Here is a 22,163-nt window from a genome sequence, read left to right as displayed (position 1 = left end):
GGCTGTGAAATACAGCCCTTTTTTATCGTCTCAACTTAAAGTCCAGTTAAAAGAACTTTAGCAACTTCATTCATTAAGATCTCAGCAATATAGAGCGCTAAGAATGCCAAAATTGGCGACAAATCAATCATTCCCATATTAGGCAGTAAGCGACGGAACGGCGCTAATAATGGTTCTGCCAAATCTTGAATGACTTCAATATAAGGTGAACGAGATTGAGTGAACATCACCACCCAACTCAAAATGATTGTCGCAAAAATTAAATAACGACAGAAACGAATCAAATCTTGGATCATTGTCACAAATGTCAGAATCACTAAATGAATCGGACTATTTGGCATTGAACCTGAAAGATACATCACACCGAAAATTTTCAGTAAATATAAAATAATTAAAAGAACTAACGCGGCTAAATTGAATCGGCCTTTTGCGACTGTTGGAAAAATTCGGCCAAAAATATCAACAATCTTCGTCGCCTTTACTGTCGATAAAACCACAGGATTATAAGGACTTACTGCCGCCAATTGCATTAAGAACCGGAAAAAGACCAATAAAATCGCAACGTTAATTAAAATTCCAAAAATTAGCGCAGAATTTGCACCCATAGTTGTCTTATCCTATTAAAGCTATTTTGCACTGTCACTCAGTTCTTGAGCCAATTCTTGGCTACGTTTCTGTGCAGCAGCTAATGCAGATTGAATATTTTGAGAGATTTGTGCACGATCAAAAACTTCAAGTGCAGCTTGTGTTGTACCATTCGGTGATGTCACATTTTTACGTAGTTCAGACGGAGTATTTGAACTCGTAATTGCCATTTGAGCCGCACCTAATGCTGTTTGAAGAGTTAAAGCAGTTGCAACTTTTTCATCTAGGCCTAGATTTTTACCTGCACGGATCATACTTTCCATGAGATAGAAGAAGTAAGCTGGGCCTGAACCTGAAACTGCTGTTACCGCATCAATTTGAGCTTCGGAGTTTACCCAAATTGTTAAACCAGTTGCTGCTAAAATTTGACTCGTTAATTCACGGTCTGAAGCACCAACTACATCAGTCGCATAAATACCATGTGCGCCAGTTTGAACTAATGCTGGCGTATTAGGCATAACACGAACAATTCGTTCGCTATCAATAAGATTTGATATTGTCTTAATTTCCGCACCAGCAATGATGGAAATAACCAGTTTATCCGATAATAAGCCTTTCAGCGGACGTAGAACATTCGCTAGAACTTGTGGCTTTACCGCAAGTACAACAACATCCGCATTTTTAATTGCAGCCACATTATCTTGTGTTACATGAACTTCTTTTTCTTGTAATAAATGACGGATTTGTTCAACTGGATCTGAAACGGTAATACGTGTTGGCGGCAAACCTCTTGAAATCAGCCCGCCGATCAACGCTTGGGCCATATTACCACCACCAATAAAACAGATATTACTATTCACTGCACTTGTCATAACCATATTCGCCATTTACCAGATCACAAGAATGAGAAATTAAATCTGGTTGCCATCCTCCTTGCTCACAATACGGAGACTGAGCCAACCAAAATCCTTTCGGTGTAAAAACCCCAAGCATAACATTATCTATGACTAATATTTGAATTGTATGACGAAGCCAAGGCAAAATATGTGCTTCTTGAATCGCTTTTTTTAACGGCCATTGTCCAACACGACCATATAGATGAATCTTTTCCCCACCTTGGCGTCGAATTATTTTCAATTTTTTATTCAATAAAGAATGACTTAAACCAATTTTTTTACTCTCAATATTGAACAGCCCTGCTGCGCCCTGCCATTCTTCTTGTAATTTAAATGAATACTCCAGTTCAGCTTCAACCGGATTTAATTTTTCAGCAAGATAAATCTGTTTACTTAACCTATAAAGAATATTTTGATAACGGACGTAATAAAACTGGTTCCAATGTAAAGCGGCTTGTGCATCAGATTTAGAATCAATGACTTCTTTTTTTAAGCGCTCGACCATTTCAAATGCAGGCCGATATTGCCCATCACCCTTCATCCATGCAGAAAGTAACTGGCGCTGTCGTGCAAAAGATAACTCAAATAATTTCGTTAAATCTAAATAGTCAGCTGAACCCGAATATTGCCAATCATTTTTCAGAACTTCTTCTAAAATTTCGGAAGCATCCTGCATGAGATAACTGGTTCGGCTCAGCGCCTGCTGCATTTTTGGAAATCTTTTTGATAAAAATGGCCAAAGCTCTTCACGACACCACACACGGTCATAATGGGTATCATAATTCATTGGATCATCAATATACTTCACTTCAAGCTGAGCAGCCCAAGAAGCAATTTGCTCACGTGTTAAATCCAAAAAAGGACGCCAAATCGTCATATTTTCACGGTAATCAATGGCTTGCATTGCAGCAAGTCCATCTACACCTGTACCTGACAATAAACGTAAAATAGCTGTTTCGGCCTGATCTTGCTGATGATGAGCAAGCAATAGAATTTCATTTTGTTGTAAATGTTGCTGATAAGCTTGATAACGTGCTTGACGTGCTTGAGCTTCCAGATTCCCATCAGAAATCTGTACTTTTTGAATAATATAAGAAATATTTAAACTTGTTGCCTGACTGGCAACAAGTTTCCCCCATTCTGCACTTTGTTCTTGCAGTTGATGATCAATGTAAATCGCCCGGATCTTTTGAGGGAAAATTTGAGTCATTAAATGTAGTAGTAGCATTGAATCCATGCCACCACTACATCCAATAAGAAAAGAACTATTTTCTGAAAACTCTTGAGCCTGCTTTAAGACGTGATGCCTAAATTTTCGCTGCCAAACTTCATTAAACGTTGATAACGTGCTTCGCATCGTTCATTTGCATCCATCGGTAGCAATTCATCCAAAGCTTGCTTTAAAACTACTTTTAGGTTTTGCATCACACGCTCAGGGTCTAAATGAGCTCCTTCGCCTTCATCTACTACATATTCAACAATACCTAGAGATTGTAGTTTATCTGCTGTTAAACCTAAAGCTTCACTCGCTTGAGCTGCTTTTTCAGCAGTCTTCCATAAAATAGATGCACAACCTTCTGGTGAAATCACAGAATAAATACTATGTGATAGCATAATCACACGGTCAGCAACCCCAATACCCAGAGCACCGCCAGAACCACCTTCACCGAGTACTGTTGCAACAACAGGAACTTTCAAACTTGAAAGTTGAGCAAGACTAGTGGCAATTGCTTCAGCTTGTCCACGTTCCTCAGCACCAACACCTGGATATGCACCCATCGTATCAATAAACGTGAAAACCGGAAGATTAAAACGCTCAGCCATATCTAGTAAACGCTGAGATTTACGGTAACCTTCTGGGTTCGCCATACCAAAGTTGTGCTTTAATTTTTCACGGGTACTACGACCACGGTGTTGTCCAATGACCATCACAGGTTGACCGTCAAAACGAGCAAGACCACCTACCATCGCACCATCGTCACCAAACAAACGATCACCATGCAAGGCATCAAACTCTGTAAAGATTTCACCGACATAATCTAGAAACTGCGGACGATCAGGATGACGTGCAATTTGAACCGTTGTCCACGCTTTGGACTGAGTAGCTTTTTTCATAGGTCGAATATTATCCCTTTAATCGATAAATTTTTCCGACTGAATATTCAATTCAATGTCCCAATGCTTAAACTGCTCTTGCTCATCATGCAAGTCGGCAACTAACAATGGCCATTGTTTGGCATCACCAGAAACACTAAGCTGCCATTGTTGATCATTTATGATGGTCAATTCAATGGCAGGAAGCATCTGATCACTGCGACTATGGTTGAGTAAAACTGCAAGGCGAAGTAATAGACTTAGGTAGAGTAATTTATTACCGCCCGCCTTTAAAACTTCATTTTTTACATCATTACGTAATTTACGACGATGATGAGCAACTAAATGTGAAAGATGGTTTTGATCAATTTGTGAGAAACCAGGAATATCAGAATGCTGTAATAAATAAGCACCATGACGATGATAACCACCATGACTAATTGCTAAACCAATTTCATGCAAATATGCTGCACGGCGCAGTAAGTCACTGTCTTCACTGGTTAAATTCAGAGATTCTGCTACCCCATCAAATAAGTGTTGAGCTGTATTTACAACTCGTTCTGCTTGTTTCGGATCAGCGTTATAACGTCCCATTAGGGCTTGTACACTACGGTCGCGGATATCTTCATGCTTAAAACGACCTAAAAGGTCATACATGACTCCTTCACGTAATGCACCATCAGAATATGCCAAATGTTCAATTTCTAATACTTCAAAAACTGCGTACAAAATTGCCAATCCGGCTGGCAAAACTGCTCGTCGATCCTCTCTAAGTCCTTCAAAATCAATTTCAGAAATATTTTTGAACTTGAGCAACTTATCTTTAAGTTTATAGAGGCCTTCACGAGTAACATTTTCTTGCTCGTCACTTAACCCCATATTTACCATAATTTGGCGGCAGGCTTTAATTGTTCCGCTAGAACCAACAACAGTATCCCAACCTTCCATCTTATAAGTTGTTGCGATCGCTGAAAGTTCTTTGCGCGCAGCAACCACTGCCTTATCAAAAGCTTTTTGGGTAATTTCACCATCAGCAAAGTAGGCTTTAGTATATGCTACACAACCCATCTGTAATGATTCGGTATAAATCGGCTCGAATTCTTCGCCAATAATAAACTCAGTAGACCCACCACCGATGTCAACAACTAAGCGGCGTCCACCATTTGCCATCGTGTGAGATACACCAAGATAAATCAGTCGTGCTTCTTCACGGCCTGCAATAATTTCAATAGGTTTAGGTAAAATTTCAGCAGCTTTTTGAATAAACTCATGGCCATTTTTAGCCTGACGCAAAGCATTCGTTGCCACAATTCTTAAACGATTAGGTTGAACCGACCCCAAACGCCCGACAAAACGAGCCAAACATGCCAAGCCACGTTGCTGTGCAGCTTCTGTTAAGTTTTTATTTTCATCAAGACCAGCTGCAAGCTGTACTTTTTCTGACATTGAAGCCACTTTTTTAACTTCACCGTGATCTACCCGTGCAATGGCAAGGTGAAAACTGTTCGACCCCATATCTATGGCAGCAAGTAATTCTTCATCAATCAGAAAGTCAGACATTATTGAACTAAACCCATAACAATTCACGCCTAGAGTAATTCACAAGAATGCAATTGAAAAGCCATTTTCATCAACAATTAATAGCCATCGATAATTTTCGATTTGTTAAACGATTGTACAAGCCGATGGTGAATATCGTGAGCATCCATTAGACAAATTTAATTAAGCCTTGAATAATAGCATCAAACCCTTACATTGAACTAAGTAGCTATGTAATACTGATAGAGATTATATCCTCCTATAGTGATAGCACTTTTTTCTAAAAATTGGAGCCGTACCATGTCTGCGACTATTGTAAATACAACTGATGATAACTTCCAAGCAGATGTTCTAGATGCAGAAACACCTGTACTTGTTGACTTCTGGGCAGGTTGGTGTGCACCTTGTAAAGCGATTGCACCTGTTCTTGAAGATTTATCAAGTGAATATGCTGGTAAAGTAAAAATCGTTAAAGTTGACGTGACTTCTTGTGAAGATACTGCAGTGAAATACAATATCCGTAATATTCCTGCTTTATTACTTTTCAAAAATGGTGAAGTAGTAGCGCAGCAAATCGGTGCTGTACCTCGTTCTAAACTCGTTAGCTTCATTGACGAAAACGTTTAAGTCCGAACGTTACATATGAAATACGCTATATCTCTATAGCGTATTTTTTTCGGCTATAAATTGACAAATTAGCTGATCTCACTTATATTGCATGCTCAAGAGGCACTGAAGGGAATCGTCTTCTGTCCGGCTTCTTACAAGACACAAACATAAAGATCGCCACTCGGCAACAGAAATTGTTTTTTCACATTTCTCTTCGAAACAGTTAATTAGACTTCTGAATTGTTATTGTGTAAATACAATTGCGATACTCTTTTTTGTATGCGAGCGATTTTTCTTCTTTTAAACCACACTCTATTCTTTCCTAATTCTGACCCCTATGAACTTAACTGAACTCAAGAAAAAACCAATCGGCGAACTAATTAAAATTGCTGAATTTATGGGCCTTGAAGGTATGGCTCGTAACCGAAAGCAAGATATTATCTTTGCCATCTTGAAACGCCATGCAATGAATGGCGAAGAAATTTTTGGTGACGGCGTTCTTGAAATTCTCTCTGATGGTTTTGGTTTTTTGCGCTCTGCCGCAGGTTCGTATTTAGCTGGTCCGGATGATATTTATGTGAGCCCCTCACAAATCCGACGCTTTAACTTGCGTACAGGTGATACCATCACAGGTACTATTCGCCCTCCGAAAGAAGGTGAGCGTTATTTTGCGTTGCTCAAAGTTAATCAGATTAACTATGACACGCCAGAAAATTCTCGAAATAAAATTTTATTTGAAAACTTAACTCCCCTTTTCCCAACCGAACAATTGGTTATGGAACTTGGTAATGGTACAACAGAAGACTTAACTGCTCGTGTTGTCGACTTAGTTGCGCCAATTGGTAAAGGACAACGTTCTATTATTGTTGCACCGCCAAAAGCGGGTAAAACAATGTTACTTCAAAACATTGCGCAATCTATTGTGAGAAACAATCCGGAAGTGTTCCTTATTGTTTTACTTATTGATGAGCGTCCAGAAGAAGTAACTGAAATGGAACGTACCGTACGCGGTGAAGTCGTTGCCTCAACATTTGATGAAGCACCAGCACGTCACGTACAAGTAGCTGAAATGGTCATTGAAAAAGCAAAACGTCTTGTTGAACATAAAAAAGATGTTGTGATTTTACTTGACTCTATCACACGTTTAGCTCGCGCATACAACACTGTAATTCCTTCATCAGGCAAGGTATTGACCGGTGGTGTAGATGCACATGCATTAGAACGTCCAAAACGTTTCTTCGGTGCTGCTCGTAACATCGAAGAAGGCGGTTCTTTAACAATCATCTCTACTGCTCTTATTGAAACTGGCAGTAAAATGGACGATGTAATTTACGAAGAATTCAAAGGTACTGGTAACCAAGAAATTACACTTGATCGCCGTATTGCTGAGAAGCGTGTCTTCCCTGCCATGAATATTAAGAAGTCAGGTACACGTCGTGAAGAACGTTTAATGGATGAAGATAAATTACGTAAAGTCTGGATCCTCCGTAAACTTCTTCATCCTATGGATGAGTTGGCTGCTATGGAATTCTTACTTGACCGTATGAAAGAAACCAAAACAAATGATGATTTCTTTGATCAGATGAAACGTAAAGCTTCAACTTAATCATTATATTGTTTTCCAAAAAGCTACTCTCATGAGTAGCTTTTTTATTTGGTTGACATGCTTTACACAAAAATACATTTTGTTAAACCTTATGTAAGGTTATATTTAAGCTTTTGAAAACAAATATTTTTAATATAAAAAAATTATGTTTTTTAGTAGCTTACTTATACCTTTTCCAATATATCTAATCTAATTGATTGTTTTTTTCTGTTAAAAAACAGGCTGTTTTTTCAATTTTTCTGCGCTTTTTTGACAGGTGACAGTAGTATTTCAACATTTGCAGTGATAGCATAGCGGCAGACCAGTTAGACTGCTCCATGCGTTGTTACCTAGCTACGTTTAGGAATAATAAAAGCAAAACAGCCTAACTTAGGTTTTTTTAATCTCAAATTTTTTTTGTGAGAGTGATGCCATGTTATTCAAAAAATTCGCTGTTGCTGCTGCTGTTGCCGCTACTTTAGCTTTCGTTGGTTGTTCTAAGAAAGAAGAAGCTCCAGCTGCTGCTGCTGCTTCTGAAGCTGTAGCTGCTGCTTCTGAAGCTACTGCTGCTGCTTCTGAAGCTGCTGTTGCTGTTGACGCTGCTGCTTCTGAAACTGCTACTGCTTCTGACGCTGCTGCTGCTGCTTCTGACGCTGCTGCTGCTGCTACTGACGCTGCTGCTTCTGCTGCACACTAATCTAGAATCTAGATTAGATAAAAAGAGGACGTTATGTCCTCTTTTTTTATGCTTTAAACAAATACATATTCGATATATGATTTAAATGAATTTAATCGCTCCATAAAACATGTTAATTCTAAAGCTATAAAAAATTATAAATAAAAAAAGCAGATCAATCGATCTGCTCATTTCCAACGCGTTGTCTAAATTTCTGACCTGCTCTAAAGGTCACTACACGACGGGCAGAAATCGGAATTTCTTCGCCTGTTTTAGGATTACGTCCTGGACGCTCGCGTTTATCTCTAAGCTCGAAATTACCAAAACCAGAAAGCTTAACCTGTTCACCCGCGATAAGCGCTTGGCTAATTTCGTCAAAGAACAACTCGACCATTTGTTTTGCTTCACGGCGATTTAAGCTGGTTAACTCACTTAAATGATCAGCCATGTCTGCTTTAGTTAGTGCTGTCATGAGGCCCTCAATGTCGCTTGATAAGTGTTTTCCAACACTTGGATTATATTGTCCATACCAGATTTAATTTCAGCATCTTCAAGCGTACGTGAAGGATGTTGCCATAATAGTGCAAACGCTAATGAACGTTTACCTTCTTCGACACCCTGCCCCGTATACACATCGAATAACCAAGTAGAGTCTAAAAGCTCTCCACCAGTTTTTTCGATTAACTGCTGAATATCTCTAACATTTATATTATCAGAGATTAAAAGCGCAATATCACGTCTAACCGAAGGAAAACGTGATAATTCTGTAAAATTAGATACATAAGATTGCAAAACTGCTGCCTGATCAAGCTCAGCAACCCAAGTTGTGCTCAAATCGAGCTGATTTTCTAAAGATGGGTGCAAACGACCTAGGTAACCAATTGATTTACCATCAACTAAAATTTCAGCAGACTGTCCTGGATGTAACCATGAACGCTCTGAACGTACATATTCAACTTTGACACGTCCAGCAGCTAAAACTTCCTCTACTTCACCTTTAAAATCGAAGAAGTCCATTGGTTGTGGCTTAGCATGCCATGATTCTGGTTCACGAGAACCTACAGCAATTAAAGCTAATGTCGGGATTTGCTTTAAGTCTTTAATAGAATTGGCATCTTGATAATCAAAACGTAAACCAAGCTCAAAGAAACGTACACGGCTTTGCTGACGATTTAAATTATATTGCACACAAGGAATTAAACTAGAAAGCAAAGTGCTACGCATTGCTGCCAAATCACTTGAAATTGGATTTGCTAGCATAAGTGGATTGATTTGCGGGTTTAACTGCTTTTCAAGTTTTGCATCAGCAAAGCTAAAGCTGATTGCTTCTTGGTAACCTAAAGTAGCTACTGTTTGGCGTAGCTGTGCAATTTCAAAACGATCTTGGTACTTAGCAAGCTGAACATCCATGCTTGGTAAGCTGATCTGAATATTGTCATATCCATCAATACGAGCAACTTCTTCAATCAAATCTTGATAAATTGCCATATCATAACGATGTGAAGGTGGAACTACGCTCCATTCGCCATCAGCTTTAAAAGTTACTTCACAACCTAGTCGAGTTAAAGCATCTGTAATAAATTCAGCAGCAACTTGATATCCCAATAATTGGTCTACCTGAGCTTGCTTAAGTTCGATCGCTTCACGTTTAGGAAGTAAATCAGATTTTTCAGCTATAGTAATTGGACCAAACTCACCACCTGCCAACTCTTGAATAAGCTGGGAAGCACGGTTCATCGCAATCAAAGGTAATTCGAAATCTACACCGCGTTCATAACGTTGCGAAGAGTCTGTGTGTAAACCAAAACGACGAGCACGCCCAGCAATCGCAAGCGGAGCAAAGAATGCACTTTCTAAGAAAATATCTGTTGTATCATCAGTTACACTTGATGCTAGACCACCCATAATACCGGCAATTGCTAAAGCTTTCTGGTCATCAGCAATAACCATCACATCTTCTTGCAATTCAACTTCTTGATCATTCAAAAGTTGCAACTTTTCTTGCGGCTTAGCTTGGCGAACTTGTACAGTACCTTCGATTTTAGCTAAATCAAAAGCATGCATTGGCTGGCCTAATTCCATTAGAACGTAGTTCGTTACATCAACTAAAATACTGTGTGTACGAATACCTGAACGTGCTAAAGCTTGTTCCATCCATTCAGGAGTAGCAGCTTTCACATTTACATTTTTAATGACACGTCCTAAATAGCGTGGAGCACCCTCTGTACTGATAACAACCTTTTTCTCATCAGTGATTGTCGCATCAACCGATTTAATTTCAGGTTCATTCATTTGCAGTTGGTTAATCACTGCAATTTCACGTGCGATACCACGGATACTGAAACAGTCACCACGGTTTGGCGTAATACTAATATCGATGACGTTATCATCAAGTTTTAAGTATTCACGGATGTTTACCCCTACTGGAGCATCATCAGGTAACTCAAGTAAACCATCGATTTTATCTTCAAGATCAATTTCAGAAGCGCCGCACAGCATACCTTGTGACTCGACACCACGAAGCTTACCTTTTTTGATTTTAAAATCGCCTGGTAATACTGCACCAATAGTTGCTACAGGTGCTTTCATTCCAGCACGAACGTTAGGAGCACCACATACAATTTGCAGTGGTTCTCCTGTACCAATATTCACTGTTGTTACACGTAGACGGTCTGCATCTGGATGCTGTTCAACTGTTAGAACTTCACCCACTACAACTCCGGTAAATGGCTTAGCAACAGGCGCTAGTTCATCTACCTCAAGACCAAGCATAGTCAACTGATCAGATAATGTATCACTATCAATTGCAGGGTTAACCCATGTGCGTAACCAATTTTCGCTAATCTTCATCTTTATAAACCTTATTTAATCCTGAAAAAATGTTAGGCAAATTGGCGTAAGAAACGCACGTCATTTTGATAGAACATACGCAAGTCATTAATGCCATAACGCAACATTGCAAAACGTTCTACCCCTAAACCAAAAGCAAAGCCTTTGTATTTATCAGGATCAATACCCGCAGCACGTAATACATTTGGATGCACCATGCCACAGCCTAATACTTCTAACCAACGTCCACGCTCATCCATGATATCTACTTCTGCACTAGGCTCTGTAAATGGGAAATATGATGGGCGGAAACGTACTTTTAAATCTTTCTCAAAAAACTCATTAAGTAGGTTAATTAATAAACCTTTTAATTCAGCAAAGCTGGTGTTCTCAGCAACGTACAAACCTTCGATTTGATGGAACATTGGCGAATGCGTTTGGTCTGAGTCACAGCGGTATACACGGCCCGGACATACAATACGAATTGGCGGCTGACTTGTTTCCATGGTACGAATTTGCACACCAGAGGTATGCGTACGCAACAAATGGTTTGCATCAAAATAGAAAGTATCGTGCATGGCACGTGCAGGGTGATGCCCAGGAATATTTAATGCTTCAAAGTTATGATAGTCATCTTCAACTTCTGGCCCTGTTGCAACCGTAAAACCAGCTTTAGTAAAGAATTGGCAAATACGTTCTTGCACTTGAGTAACAGGATGAACTGTACCAATACGCTGTCCACGACCTGGCAAAGTAATATCAATGGTCTCATTTGCTAGTTTTTGTGCTAGCGCAGCTTGTTGTAATGCCGTTTGACGCTCAGTTAAAGCACTATTAATCGTTTCTCGAACAGCATGAATCGCAGCACCTTGTACTTTACGTTCTTCAGGGTCCATTTTCCCTAATGCTTTCGATTGTTCTGCAAGCTGGCTTTTTTTCCCTGTAAATTGCACACGCACCTGATCAAGTGCAACAAGGTCTTGAGCTGCTGCAATGGCAGCAAGCGCTTCTGTGGTCAGGGCTTCCAGTGACATATTAACTCTCAAAGCAACAAATTTAAAAATATAATAAAACACTGCATTCTAACAGTTTTTCACCGTATTGATGAAGTTTATCCATCATGAAAAATGTATTAGGCAACAAAAAGATAAAACGTATAAAATAATAGCATCGTCAATGAGATCAATTATTATGGCGCTCAATCAGATTTGGAAACAACAACTTACACTTGTGACCTACGGTAATGAATACCTTCGCCAGAATTTAAGCTTCAACCAATGGCGACAACATCATATTTTTGACCAGCATAGTTTTCAATTTCGTGACTTAATTTCACAGCATTTACTTGCTCAACATTTCCAAGTTTGGTTAGAAGCACTCAAAAAACAAGGGACGACTCAAATCTCTCTTCACCTATCTACTATTTTAAATGAAGAACAAAACCCGAATAGTAATGTCGAGCTTTTACCTTATGCTCATTTTATTGTAAGCCACCAAAACAATAAAAAAATCGCATGGATTTTTGGTCATGAGCTTGCAGAGTGGTACAGTAGCGATAACGAATTTGAACCACCTTTAAATCAGCGTAGCGATTTACGCTTAGAAACTTTCTGGCGTTTTGAGTTGAATGAAAAATTATCTAAGAAAGTTGAAGCTGACTTAAAGGCACCCCAATGGGATGAAATTGCTGACTTTATGGAAACCGAGTTATTTCGGAGTAAGTATGCAGCAGGTTTTGAAGAACCCGAATTTCAGAAAAAATATTTTGATGGATCAACTCATCAAATTTCGATAGATCATCAACCAACACTTGCACTTATACCTGAAAACTACCCAGCAGATTGTGCGCATCAACTCCTCTATCGCACCCAAGCTTTATCGGACTATTTAGAGCAGAAAAAACGCAGCGCAAATGATCCTTTAGGGGAAGACCTAGACCAAGAACAAATTATTAACTTAAGAAACTTTACCCACAAAACTGATGATCTATTTGCAAAGCTCATTGTGAAAGCAGCCAATCATTATCAAACTGCACAATTAAAACCAGTTGAAAAACCTTCTCCTTTTGATGCAACGAATGAAGCCGCAACTCATTTAAAAGCACCTCATCATAAAGCTGGAGGAACAGGTGTAATTAAGCTTATTGTACTAACGGTAATTATTTGTGCCTTAGCTTATTATTTTGGTCTTTAATCAAGATTAAAGTTTCCATTGATAAAGTAACTCTGTTATTCCGAGGCCGAACTCTGGTAGTTCGGCTTCATTAATTAACTGTGCTCCCATTTTTTCATAGAAGAAACGGCTCGGATTTTTATTAAAGACTTCTAAACGAATAAAAGCATAACCTTGATTTAAAGCGCATTGATAGAACTTTTGGAATAATTCACGACCTATACCTTGTTTTTGAACTTCTTTTAAAAGATAAAAAGCAAGAATTTCAGCAATATTACTTTCTGGGTTTAAATAGCCATCAAGAAAGCCTTTCACTACCCCATTTTCAGTATAGATAAATAACTTATGATCAGGACTTCTGCTTATCTCTTTCCATAACTGTTCTTTATCTAGTACGTTAAGTTCATCTAATATTTCTTGCTTAACCATACCGGCATAGGTTTCTTTCCAACCTTGCACATGTACTTCTGCAATAGATAATGCATCGTTAAATGATGCTATACGAATATCTGAATTATTTAACGACTTCAATTTACTCCCCTCCACCTTATTACTTTTTTAAAGTGAAGCATTGGTTGATCTCACATCAACCTATTCAGTTAAAAGCCGCTCTCGAACATGCATTAAAGCAAACCCCAACAAATTTAGACCTTGCCATAGAGATGGATCTTGGACATGAGGTTGGTCTTGCGCCATACCAATACCCCAAATTTTATCGACTGGAGATGCTTCAACCAAAATACGGTCTTTCGTTGCTAATAAGAATTTTTTCAATTCAGAATGCTGTGAGAATTTAGCAAAATTCGCCTGCACCACTATGTCAAAACGTTTTTCTCGCCATATCTGTTCATCATAGTTACGCACTTTACGACCGAGTTGCTTCGCTTCATTCGGATGTCTAACCTGCAAAATCCGTGCAAAAATTTCTTCATCATTAAATAATTTTGCTTTTTGCGCCATCATATAGTGTTCAGCAGTAAAGTACTCGACACCTTCTACTTTGAATTGCGCTGGGAACCACTGGCTAAAACAGCTTTTATCAACAAGATCAGCTTGTTTAGGAGTATGTCCCCAAAAATATAAGTATTTATACTGGTGACCTTGCTGTACTTTTTGAATTAAGTCATTTAGAAATTTTTCGTCTTTCATCATTTATCTCTGATTATTTTCTCTTTTAAAAATAGAACCAATAAAAATAAAAAAGACCGCTAAAAAGCGGCCTCTTTTTGAATCTCTAAGCTTATGCAGCTAATGCACCTTTAGCTTTTTCAGCTAAAGCAGCAAATGCTACTGCATCATGCATAGCGATGTCAGCTAATACGCGACGGTCGATGATCACTTGAGCTTTTTTCAAGCCATCGATCATACGGCTGTAAGACAAACCGTTTTGACGAGCACCAGCATTGATACGCGCAATCCATAGAGCACGGAATTGACGTTTCTTTTGACGGCGGTCACGGTAAGCGTATTGACCAGCTTTGATTACCGCTTGGAACGCTACGCGGTAAACGCGTGAACGAGCACCATAGTAACCTTTAGCGCGAGCAAGAATTTTTTTGTGACGACGATGAGCCACTACACCACGTTTTACACGAGCCATTTATAATCTCCTTAGATGTATGGGCACATACGACGAACTGAATTCATGTCAGAAACATGAACCATTACACAGCCGCGTAATTGACGGATACGTTTAGCAGATTTTTTGGTCAAGATGTGGCGCTTGAACGCTTGTTTACGCTTAAAACCGTTTGCAGTCGCTTTGAAGCGTTTAGCTGCACCACGGCGAGTTTTTAACTTAGCCATAGTAACCTCTTTTAGGCACCTGTTCGGCGCGATTGCACCATTGCAAAATCGACCTGCAGGTAAGGAAGCGCGTATTTTATAGTATGCTGACTAAAATTAAAACTACTCGTAGTGCTTTTTTAGATGAATGTCTTAACAAATTAAAAATTTATATCATTTTTTTAGAGATTGGTCACTGTTAATAAATTCAACATTATGGCTTGTTTAGCTCTATAATATGTTCAAATTATCAACATACGATATTTCAAATGCAGAAACATGATGCATTCGCTGCACTGCGCTATAGAGATTTCTCTATTGTTACCATTAATCAATTTTGCTTAACGTTAGCAATTTTGATTCAAGAAATTATTGTTGCTTATTCACTTTATCAAATTACCAAAGATCCTCTAACTTTAGGTTTAATTGGACTAGCAGAAGCCATTCCATTTATTGCCCTATCCCTTTGGGGTGGCTATTTTGCTGATAAATTTAATAAACAGGTTATTATGAAAATCTGTTTATTTTTCTCGGTACCTCTACCTTTAGTTTTGTGGTTGCTGTTCCACTTGCATGGTTTAGGTCATATCAGTGTAAATTTCCTTTCTTGGGGTATTTACGCAGTCATCTTTGGCTTAGGTACGATACGTGGGTTTTATAATCCCTCTGCCACCTCATTGAAACCATTCTTAATTCCACGCGAGCTTTATGCCAATGGTGCCACATGGACAACAATTGGTTGGCAAAGTGGCGTGATTATTGGGCCTATGCTAGGCGGTTTTATGCTTGCTTACTTAGGCAGAGAAACCAGTCTTTTTAGTGTTGCTACCCTACTCAGCATCTGTTTTATTCTTATTAATTTATTACAAAAACGAAGCTTTCCTAAAATTGAAACTGCGAATGTATTAGAAAGCTTAGGTGATGGTTTCCGCTTTATTTGGAAAACAAAAATCGTTCTCTGGGCTATTTCTTTAGACTTAGCCTCCGTTTTATTTGGAGGTGTGATTGCCTTACTGCCTATCTTTGCTGAAGATATTTTAAAAGTAGGGCCAGAAGGCTTAGGTTATTTGCGTGCAGCGCCTTCTATTGGTGCACTCATTACCATGATTGCTTTGACCCGTTTTCCGCCAACTCAGCACGCATGGCGCAACATGCTACTTGCAGTTGCCGGATTTGGTGTATTTACGATCCTTTTCGCTTTCTCAAACAATATGTGGTTATCCCTATTTGCACTGGCCATGACAGGTGCTTGTGACAGTATTTCAGTTGTGGTTCGACAAACCATTTTGCAAATATTCCCACCAGAAAATATGCGTGGTCGGGTAGCGGCTGTAAATGGCATGTTTGTGTCATCTAGTAATGAGCTGGGTGCATTTGAATCAGGCTTGGCTGCTAAATATTTGGGAACTATTGCAGCGACTATTTTTGGTGGTTGTATGACGCTTGCAGTGGTCACGTTCTGTTGGTTAAAAACCAATGACCTATTTAAAGTCGACATTACCAAAAGCTCGGAAGACTAAATAAATAGTTTTAATATAAGCATCTTCGGATGCTTGTATTTTAAATAAAGTCTGTAATTACCCAATAAATGAAAATATAACGCCCAGCCTTAGCAATAAGAACCATAAATAAGAAGCGCCAAAAATTTTCTTTGAATAAGCCAGCAACCAAAGTAATAGGGTCACCAATCACAGGTGTCCAACTTAAAAGTAGCGAATAAAAGCCATACTTATGATAAAAACGTTGAGCTTGTTCTAGACGTTTTTCAGAAACTGGAAACCATTTTTTATGTTTAAACTGTTCTATTTTTAAACCTAACCACCAGTTCACACATGAACCGAGTACGTTTCCAAAAGTAGCAATCGAAATGAGAAGAAAAGCGGACTGTTGATTTTTTAATAATAAAGCAGCGAGTACAGCTTCTGATTGTAGTGGTAATAATGTAGCAGCCCCAAAAGCACTCAAAAAAAGTAAAAAGTAACTTAGCATTCTAATTAAACCAAACTACCTTTCACTTTATTCATTGTGCTACCAAGCAAAATTAGATAACTTTAATTGATAAAGCTTTTTGTACCGCAGGACGTGCTGTTAGGCGGACAATGTATTCTTGTACATAAGGATAATCCTCTAATTGAATCCCCTGCCATTCATAGCGCAGAATCCAAGGTAAAATTGCCATATCAGCAATTGAGTATTCCCCTGCAACAAACTTCTGACCAATAAGCTGTTTGTTTAATACGCCATATAAACGCTTAGTTTCATTCACATAACGTTCAATTGCATAAGGAATTTTCTCTGGCGCAAAGCGGTTAAAATGATGATTCTGCCCAAGCATAGGCCCTAGCCCACCCATTTGCCACATGAGCCATTGTTCAACTTCAACTCGCTCTTGTTCATCTGTTGGATAAAACAATCCAGTTTTTCGACCTAAATATTGTAAGATCGCGCCTGATTCAAATACTGAAATTGGCTCACCACGTGGACCGTCCTGATCAACAATTGCGGGGATTTTATTATTCGGGGAAATTTTCAGGAAATCTGGTTGAAATTGATCATTTTCTAAAATATTAATTGGATAAAGGGTGTAATCCAGTCCCATTTCTTCTAAGGCAATTGTGATTTTATGTCCATTGGGTGTTCCCCAATAATATAGATCAATCATTCTATTTTCCTATTCATCGTTATCATGACTGCGTCTTGCGTTATATCATGTTTTGGCTAATACAATGATATGTCCAACACCAAAAAACACATAAAATTTGAGAATAACTTTGGTTTAAAAAGTTATTAAATCGCACTTTAAAGGAATTAAATCAAGAAATGACGGGCATAAAAAAGCACTGCGTTTGCAGTGCTTTTTTTGAGTATTACTTTTTCTTTTTCGGTCCAAGTAACATACCCATTTGTCGACCTTCCATTTTCGGAGCTTGCTCTACAATACCAAACTCAGCTACGTCTGCTTCAATCTTTTGCAATTGAGCTAAACCAAGTTGTTGGTGAGCCATTTCACGACCACGGAAACGTAAAGTGATTTTGACTTTGTTACCTTCTTCAAGGAACTTCAAAATAGCACGAAGCTTAACTTGATAATCACCTACATCAGTTGCTGGGCGTAGTTTGATTTCCTTCACTTGCACTTGATGCTGTTTTTTCTTGGCATCTTTTTGCTTCTGTTTCAGGTCAAACAAGTGCTTGTTGTAATCCATGATTTTACAAACAGGCGGCTCAGCGTTTGCGACAATCTCAACAAGGTCAAGATCTGCATCCTCAGCAGCACGCAGTGCTTCATTTAATGAAACAATTCCTTTTTGCTCACCATCAGCAGCGACGAGGCGTACTTCTTTTGCACGGATCTCATCGTTAATTGCTGGACGGTTACTCTTTGCACCTTGTTGTTGGTTACGGTCAGGCTGTTTAATCTTTCTTACTCCACAATATACCGGCCACGTTCGGCGACGGCAGATTTCACTAAGTCAATGAAAGCATCCACTGACATAGTACCTAAATTTTTTCCTGAGCGAGTACGTACATTCACTGTACCTTCTTCAACTTCTCGATCACCAAGAACTAACAGGTAAGGAATGCGCTCTAGAGTACGCTCACGAATCTTAAATCCGATTTTTTCATTTCTCAAGTCAGAAATAGCGCGAAGGCCATTTTCCTTGAGTTTTGCCACAACTTGCTCACTTGCTTCAGCTTGAGCATCGGTAATGTTCATGACACATGCTTGTACAGGTGACAACCAAGGTGGCATGAAACCAGCGTAGTGTTCAATTAGTATACCAATAAAACGCTCAAAACTACCAAGAATTGCACGATGCAACATTACAGGCTGATCACGTTCGTTTTCTTCAGTTACATAAGAAGCGTCTAAACGAACTGGCAAGTTGAAGTCACATTGAATGGTACCACATTGCCATACACGACCAAGACAGTCTTTTAAAGAGAACTCAATCTTTGGACCATAGAATGCGCCTTCACCCGGCTGCAATTCCCATTTAAGACCAGCTGCATCTAAAGCATCTGCTAAAGATTTTTCAGCTAAATCCCAAAGAGCGTCATCACCTACACGTTTTTCTGGGCGAGTAGACAACTTCATTTGAACTTCTTCAAAGCCAAAGTCTTTATAAACGTCTAAAGTAAGTTGAATAAAATCTGCAACTTCTTTACCAATCTGTTCTTTAGTACAGAAGATATGTGCATCATCTTGTGTAAAGCCACGAACACGCATAATACCGTGTAAAGAACCAGATGGTTCATTACGGTGACAAGAACCAAACTCAGCTAAACGAATTGGTAAATCACGGTAAGATTTTAATCCTTGGTTGAACACTTGAACGTGACAAGGACAGTTCATTGGTTTTACAGCATAGTTACGACTTTCTGAATGAGTCGTAAACATGTTTTCTGCATAGTTTGCTGCGTGACCAGATTTCTCCCAAAGCGTAAAGTCTACGATTTGCGGAGTTTTAATTTCTTGGTAACCATTGTCTTGCTGAACTTTACGCATGTACTGCTCTAGTACTTGATAAATAGTCCAACCATTTGCATGCCAGAACACCATACCCGGTGCTTCTTCTTGCATATGGAACAAGTCTAATGCTTTACCAATTTTACGGTGGTCACGCTTTTCAGCTTCTTCAATACGCTTGATGTAAGCTGCTAATTGTTTTTTATCAGCCCAAGCCGTACCGTAAATACGTTGAAGCTGTTCATTCTTCGCATCACCGCGCCAGTAAGCACCAGAGATTTTAGTAAGCTTGAATGATTTTAAGAATTTTGTGTTCGGTACGTGCGGACCACGACACATATCTAAATAGTCTTGATGGTAGTACAAGCCCATTTGAGTTTCTTCAGGCATGTCTGCAATCAAGCGTAATTTGTATTCTTCACCACGAGCAGTAAATTCAGCAATGACTTCATCACGTGGAGTCATTTTTTTGATAACGTCATAATCTTGATCGATGAGCTTTTTCATACGCTCTTCGATTGCTGCCATATCATCTAATGTAAAAGGACGTGGCATCCAGATGTCGTAATAGAAACCTTCTTCAATGACTGGACCAATCACCATCTTTGCTTCAGGGAAAAGTTGCTTTACTGCATGCCCTACAAGGTGTGCACAAGAGTGGCGAATGATCTCAAGACCTTCTTCATCTTTTGGAGTGATAATTTGTAAGGTCGAGTCTTCAGTAATTAAGTCACATGCATCAACTAAGCGATCATTTACTCGTCCAGCAACGGTATTTTTTGCTAAACCAGGCCCAATACTTTGAGCGACTTCCATAACAGATACAGGGTGATCAAAATTCTTTTGATCGCCATTTGGCAATGTGATAATTGGCATAGAAAAATCCTTAAGGAGTGATGCCCTATACGAAGGAGCATTTCACCGCGAGATTATGATCGAGGCAAGCCTCAAAATATAAAAACGGTGTAAATCAAAATTAAAAAACCTGAAAGATTTTACACTTGTTCAAGCCAAGTGAAAACCTTTGTACTCATAAAATCATAAATACATTTTGCTTATACGGTAAACAGCAATAAGTGACTTTAATAAGTGCTCTACCTAAATTTTAAGAAATACATAAATAGGATAATTATTCATCAGAACTGTTTTAAGATGTTGAAAATAGCATTTGTGCTCATTTCCTGACTGAGGGGTATTTCTGTTTAAGACTAAAGCATTAATGCTTTGATTAATATTAAGTCATATTTTCAAAGAATGAATTAAAAAATAGAACATGGAGTTATTTCACATGGTTAGTGCATACGATGAATTACCACGCACACCCGCAAACTTTGTTGCGTTATCCCCTCTGCGCTATTTAGAACGTGCAGCTTATATCTATCCAGACCAAGCGTCTATCATTCATGGTAATCGTCAGATTTCATGGAAAGAAACTTATCAGCGCTGCCGTCAATTTGCATCTCAGCTTCAACAATTAGGCATAACTAAAAACGATACCGTTTCAGTTTTATTGCCAAATGTACCAGCAATGATTAAAGCCCATTTTGCTGTCCCTATGGCAGGTGCCGTTCTTAATACACTAAACACCCGTTTAGATGCTAAAACCATCGCTTTTATGCTAGAGCATGCTGAGACGAAAGTGCTTTTGGTTGACCCCGAGTTTGTTAATTTAGCCCGAGAAGCCCTATCACTCATTCCAAACCAACATATCATTGTGATTGATGTAGCTGATGAAGAATATGAAGGTGAAAATCAATTTCTTGGTTCGTTTGAATATGAAGAATGGATAGCTCAAGGCGATGCTAATTTCGAATGGCATTTACCGCAAGATGAGTGGGATGCAATTAGTTTAAATTACACATCAGGAACAACGGGTAATCCTAAAGGAGTGGTTTATCACCACCGAGGTGCTTATTTAAATGCAGCTAGTAATATTTTAGCTTGCGGTATGAAACCTCGAGCTGTTTATTTATGGACACTTCCTCTTTTTCACTGCAATGGTTGGTGCTTTGCGTGGAGTATTGCAGCAAGTGGCGGAACCAATATTTGTTTACGCAAAGTTGACCCCGAACTGGTGATGCAGCTTATTGCTAAACATAAAGTTGATTACTTCTGTGGCGCTCCAATCGTCTTATCCATGATTATTAATCTACCAAAAGAAAAGCAGCGAATCATAGAACATCATGTTGAAGTTATGGTGGCAGGTGCTGCTCCACCTGTCGCTGTAATTGAAGGTATGCGAAATATTGGAATCAATGTCAACCACGTCTATGGATTAACCGAAACCTATGGACCATCTGCCCTTTGTGCCTCTCAAGCAGGATGGAGTGACCTATCAATTACTGAACAAGCGCAACTACACTCTCGTCAGGGTGTGCCTTATCCACTTCAAGATAGTATGCGAGTACTAGACCCTAAAACGATGCAACCAGTTCCAAATGACGGTGAAACCATGGGAGAAATTATGTTCCGTGGCAATATTGTTATGAAAGGATATTTAAAAAATCCAAAGGCAACCGAAGAAGCTTTCGCTGGTGGCTGGTTTCATACTGGAGATTTAGCTGTTTGCCATCCAGATGGTTACGCAAAAATTACTGACCGCTCTAAAGATATTATTATCTCGGGCGGAGAGAATATTTCATCTTTAGAAGTTGAAGATGTTTTATATAAACACCCTGCGGTTTTAACAGCGGCTGTTGTGGCAAAACCTGATGAACGTTGGCAAGAAGTACCATGTGCATTTATTGAATTAAAAACGGGTGCTACAGTGACTCCTGAAGAAATTATTGCACATTGTCAAAAAGAACTGGCACGTTTTAAAGTTCCCAAAGATGTAGTGATTACTGAAATTCCAAAAACCTCAACAGGCAAATTGCAAAAATTCATTTTGCGTGAATGGGCAAAAGAACGCGTTTAAACAAT

Annotated in this window: 23 protein-coding genes and 1 pseudogene; 6 read left to right on the top strand and 18 right to left on the bottom strand. The window is 39.0% G+C overall.

Annotated features, from left to right (window positions below):
* Positions 1 to 35: 35 nt before the first annotated feature.
* From ABLC00_RS03345 to ppx, 5 genes are read right to left on the bottom strand one after another with little or no spacing between them, the layout of a single operon-like run.
* The gene (locus ABLC00_RS03345) at positions 36 to 605 is read right to left on the bottom strand and encodes a YggT family protein (RefSeq protein ID WP_002054582.1); all 570 of its coding nucleotides are present in this window, start codon (positions 603 to 605) and stop codon (positions 36 to 38) included.
* A 21-nt stretch (positions 606 to 626) separates the two neighbouring features.
* On the bottom strand, positions 627 to 1,463 hold the full coding sequence (gene proC, locus ABLC00_RS03340; RefSeq protein ID WP_079377114.1) for a pyrroline-5-carboxylate reductase: 837 nt from the start codon (positions 1,461 to 1,463) through the stop codon (positions 627 to 629).
* On the bottom strand, positions 1,438 to 2,718 hold the full coding sequence (gene tilS, locus ABLC00_RS03335) for a tRNA lysidine(34) synthetase TilS (RefSeq protein ID WP_033846499.1): 1,281 nt from the start codon (positions 2,716 to 2,718) through the stop codon (positions 1,438 to 1,440). The genes proC and tilS overlap by 26 nt, the downstream gene beginning before the upstream one ends.
* Positions 2,719 to 2,774: 56 nt before the next feature.
* Positions 2,775 to 3,596, bottom strand: coding sequence for an acetyl-CoA carboxylase carboxyltransferase subunit alpha (locus tag ABLC00_RS03330; RefSeq protein ID WP_002054564.1), 822 nt, complete (start codon positions 3,594 to 3,596; stop codon positions 2,775 to 2,777).
* An 18-nt stretch (positions 3,597 to 3,614) separates the two neighbouring features.
* The gene (ppx, locus tag ABLC00_RS03325) at positions 3,615 to 5,135 is read right to left on the bottom strand and encodes an exopolyphosphatase (RefSeq protein WP_002054555.1); all 1,521 of its coding nucleotides are present in this window, start codon (positions 5,133 to 5,135) and stop codon (positions 3,615 to 3,617) included.
* A 279-nt stretch (positions 5,136 to 5,414) separates the two neighbouring features.
* On the opposite strand from ppx, the gene trxA reads away from it, so the two are divergent.
* The gene (trxA, locus tag ABLC00_RS03320) at positions 5,415 to 5,741 is read left to right on the top strand and encodes a thioredoxin (protein WP_002054512.1); all 327 of its coding nucleotides are present in this window, start codon (positions 5,415 to 5,417) and stop codon (positions 5,739 to 5,741) included.
* A 319-nt stretch (positions 5,742 to 6,060) separates the two neighbouring features.
* Positions 6,061 to 7,329 (top strand): transcription termination factor Rho, encoded by a 1,269-nt coding sequence (gene rho, locus ABLC00_RS03315; RefSeq protein ID WP_001054522.1) that lies wholly within the window; start codon positions 6,061 to 6,063, stop codon positions 7,327 to 7,329.
* A 184-nt stretch (positions 7,330 to 7,513) separates the two neighbouring features.
* On the opposite strand, the gene ABLC00_RS03310 is transcribed toward rho, so the two are convergent.
* Positions 7,514 to 7,648 (bottom strand): hypothetical protein, encoded by a 135-nt coding sequence (locus ABLC00_RS03310; protein WP_017393480.1) that lies wholly within the window; start codon positions 7,646 to 7,648, stop codon positions 7,514 to 7,516.
* A 93-nt stretch (positions 7,649 to 7,741) separates the two neighbouring features.
* Here ABLC00_RS03310 and ABLC00_RS03305 point away from each other — a divergent pair, with 93 nt between their 5' ends.
* Positions 7,742 to 8,005 (top strand): hypothetical protein, encoded by a 264-nt coding sequence (locus tag ABLC00_RS03305; RefSeq protein WP_033846498.1) that lies wholly within the window; start codon positions 7,742 to 7,744, stop codon positions 8,003 to 8,005.
* Between the two features lie 154 nt (positions 8,006 to 8,159).
* Here the strand turns inward: ABLC00_RS03305 and ABLC00_RS03300 are convergent, their stop codons facing one another.
* From ABLC00_RS03300 to pheS, 3 genes are read right to left on the bottom strand one after another with little or no spacing between them, the layout of a single operon-like run.
* Positions 8,160 to 8,456, bottom strand: coding sequence for an integration host factor subunit alpha (locus tag ABLC00_RS03300; protein WP_000126166.1), 297 nt, complete (start codon positions 8,454 to 8,456; stop codon positions 8,160 to 8,162).
* The gene (gene pheT / locus ABLC00_RS03295; RefSeq protein WP_033846497.1) at positions 8,453 to 10,834 is read right to left on the bottom strand and encodes a phenylalanine--tRNA ligase subunit beta; all 2,382 of its coding nucleotides are present in this window, start codon (positions 10,832 to 10,834) and stop codon (positions 8,453 to 8,455) included. The genes ABLC00_RS03300 and pheT overlap by 4 nt, the downstream gene beginning before the upstream one ends.
* Positions 10,835 to 10,866: 32 nt before the next feature.
* Positions 10,867 to 11,847 (bottom strand): phenylalanine--tRNA ligase subunit alpha, encoded by a 981-nt coding sequence (pheS, locus tag ABLC00_RS03290; protein WP_002054514.1) that lies wholly within the window; start codon positions 11,845 to 11,847, stop codon positions 10,867 to 10,869.
* Between the two features lie 157 nt (positions 11,848 to 12,004).
* Between pheS and ABLC00_RS03285 the strand changes: the two genes are divergently transcribed.
* Entirely contained in the window at positions 12,005 to 13,006 is a 1,002-nt protein-coding gene (locus ABLC00_RS03285; RefSeq protein ID WP_033846496.1) for a hypothetical protein, read from the top strand.
* A gap of 6 nt (positions 13,007 to 13,012) precedes the next feature.
* Here the strand turns inward: ABLC00_RS03285 and ABLC00_RS03280 are convergent, their stop codons facing one another.
* The 5 genes and pseudogenes from ABLC00_RS03280 to ABLC00_RS03260 form a co-directional block, all read right to left on the bottom strand.
* Positions 13,013 to 13,516 (bottom strand): GNAT family N-acetyltransferase, encoded by a 504-nt coding sequence (locus ABLC00_RS03280; protein WP_004710546.1) that lies wholly within the window; start codon positions 13,514 to 13,516, stop codon positions 13,013 to 13,015.
* A 60-nt stretch (positions 13,517 to 13,576) separates the two neighbouring features.
* Entirely contained in the window at positions 13,577 to 14,134 is a 558-nt protein-coding gene (locus tag ABLC00_RS03275; protein WP_033846495.1) for an NADAR family protein, read from the bottom strand.
* Between the two features lie 91 nt (positions 14,135 to 14,225).
* Positions 14,226 to 14,585 carry a 50S ribosomal protein L20 gene (gene rplT, locus ABLC00_RS03270; protein ID WP_000124858.1) on the bottom strand — a complete coding sequence of 120 codons (360 nt, stop codon included), beginning with the start codon at positions 14,583 to 14,585 and terminating at the stop codon, positions 14,226 to 14,228.
* Between the two features lie 11 nt (positions 14,586 to 14,596).
* Complete coding sequence (rpmI, locus tag ABLC00_RS03265; protein ID WP_002054552.1) at positions 14,597 to 14,791, bottom strand: 50S ribosomal protein L35; 195 nt, start codon at positions 14,789 to 14,791, stop codon at positions 14,597 to 14,599.
* Between the two features lie 11 nt (positions 14,792 to 14,802).
* Positions 14,803 to 14,910 (bottom strand): annotated as a pseudogene (locus ABLC00_RS03260) (hypothetical protein); the annotation flags it as partial.
* A gap of 129 nt (positions 14,911 to 15,039) precedes the next feature.
* Here ABLC00_RS03260 and nreB point away from each other — a divergent pair.
* Positions 15,040 to 16,290, top strand: a complete 1,251-nt coding sequence (gene nreB / locus ABLC00_RS03255) for a nickel resistance MFS transporter NreB (protein WP_033854135.1) — start codon at positions 15,040 to 15,042, stop codon at positions 16,288 to 16,290.
* A 40-nt stretch (positions 16,291 to 16,330) separates the two neighbouring features.
* Here nreB and ABLC00_RS03250 read toward each other — a convergent pair whose 3' ends face one another.
* The 4 genes from ABLC00_RS03250 to thrS all read right to left on the bottom strand — a co-directional run bounded on the left by ABLC00_RS03250 (position 16,331) and on the right by thrS (position 20,117).
* A complete protein-coding gene (locus tag ABLC00_RS03250) occupies positions 16,331 to 16,759 on the bottom strand; it encodes a YqaA family protein (RefSeq protein WP_033846493.1) in 429 nt (142 codons plus the stop codon).
* A gap of 52 nt (positions 16,760 to 16,811) precedes the next feature.
* Entirely contained in the window at positions 16,812 to 17,432 is a 621-nt protein-coding gene (locus ABLC00_RS03245) for a glutathione S-transferase N-terminal domain-containing protein (protein ID WP_002054551.1), read from the bottom strand.
* A gap of 205 nt (positions 17,433 to 17,637) precedes the next feature.
* Positions 17,638 to 18,189 carry a translation initiation factor IF-3 gene (infC, locus tag ABLC00_RS03240; protein ID WP_079377112.1) on the bottom strand — a complete coding sequence of 184 codons (552 nt, stop codon included), beginning with the start codon at positions 18,187 to 18,189 and terminating at the stop codon, positions 17,638 to 17,640.
* 5 nt (positions 18,190 to 18,194) lie between these two features.
* Positions 18,195 to 20,117, bottom strand: a complete 1,923-nt coding sequence (gene thrS, locus ABLC00_RS03235; protein WP_033846492.1) for a threonine--tRNA ligase — start codon at positions 20,115 to 20,117, stop codon at positions 18,195 to 18,197.
* Positions 20,118 to 20,529: 412 nt separating this feature from the next.
* Between thrS and ABLC00_RS03230 the strand changes: the two genes are divergently transcribed.
* The gene (locus ABLC00_RS03230) at positions 20,530 to 22,158 is read left to right on the top strand and encodes an acyl-CoA synthetase (protein ID WP_033846491.1); all 1,629 of its coding nucleotides are present in this window, start codon (positions 20,530 to 20,532) and stop codon (positions 22,156 to 22,158) included.
* Positions 22,159 to 22,163 lie beyond the last annotated feature (5 nt).

Origin of the sequence: Acinetobacter nosocomialis, from assembly GCF_041021905.1 — a bacterium.
GTDB lineage: Bacteria > Pseudomonadota > Gammaproteobacteria > Pseudomonadales > Moraxellaceae > Acinetobacter > Acinetobacter nosocomialis.
Note: the sequence above shows the minus strand (reverse complement) of the source record. Positions and strands in the feature narration are given on the sequence as shown.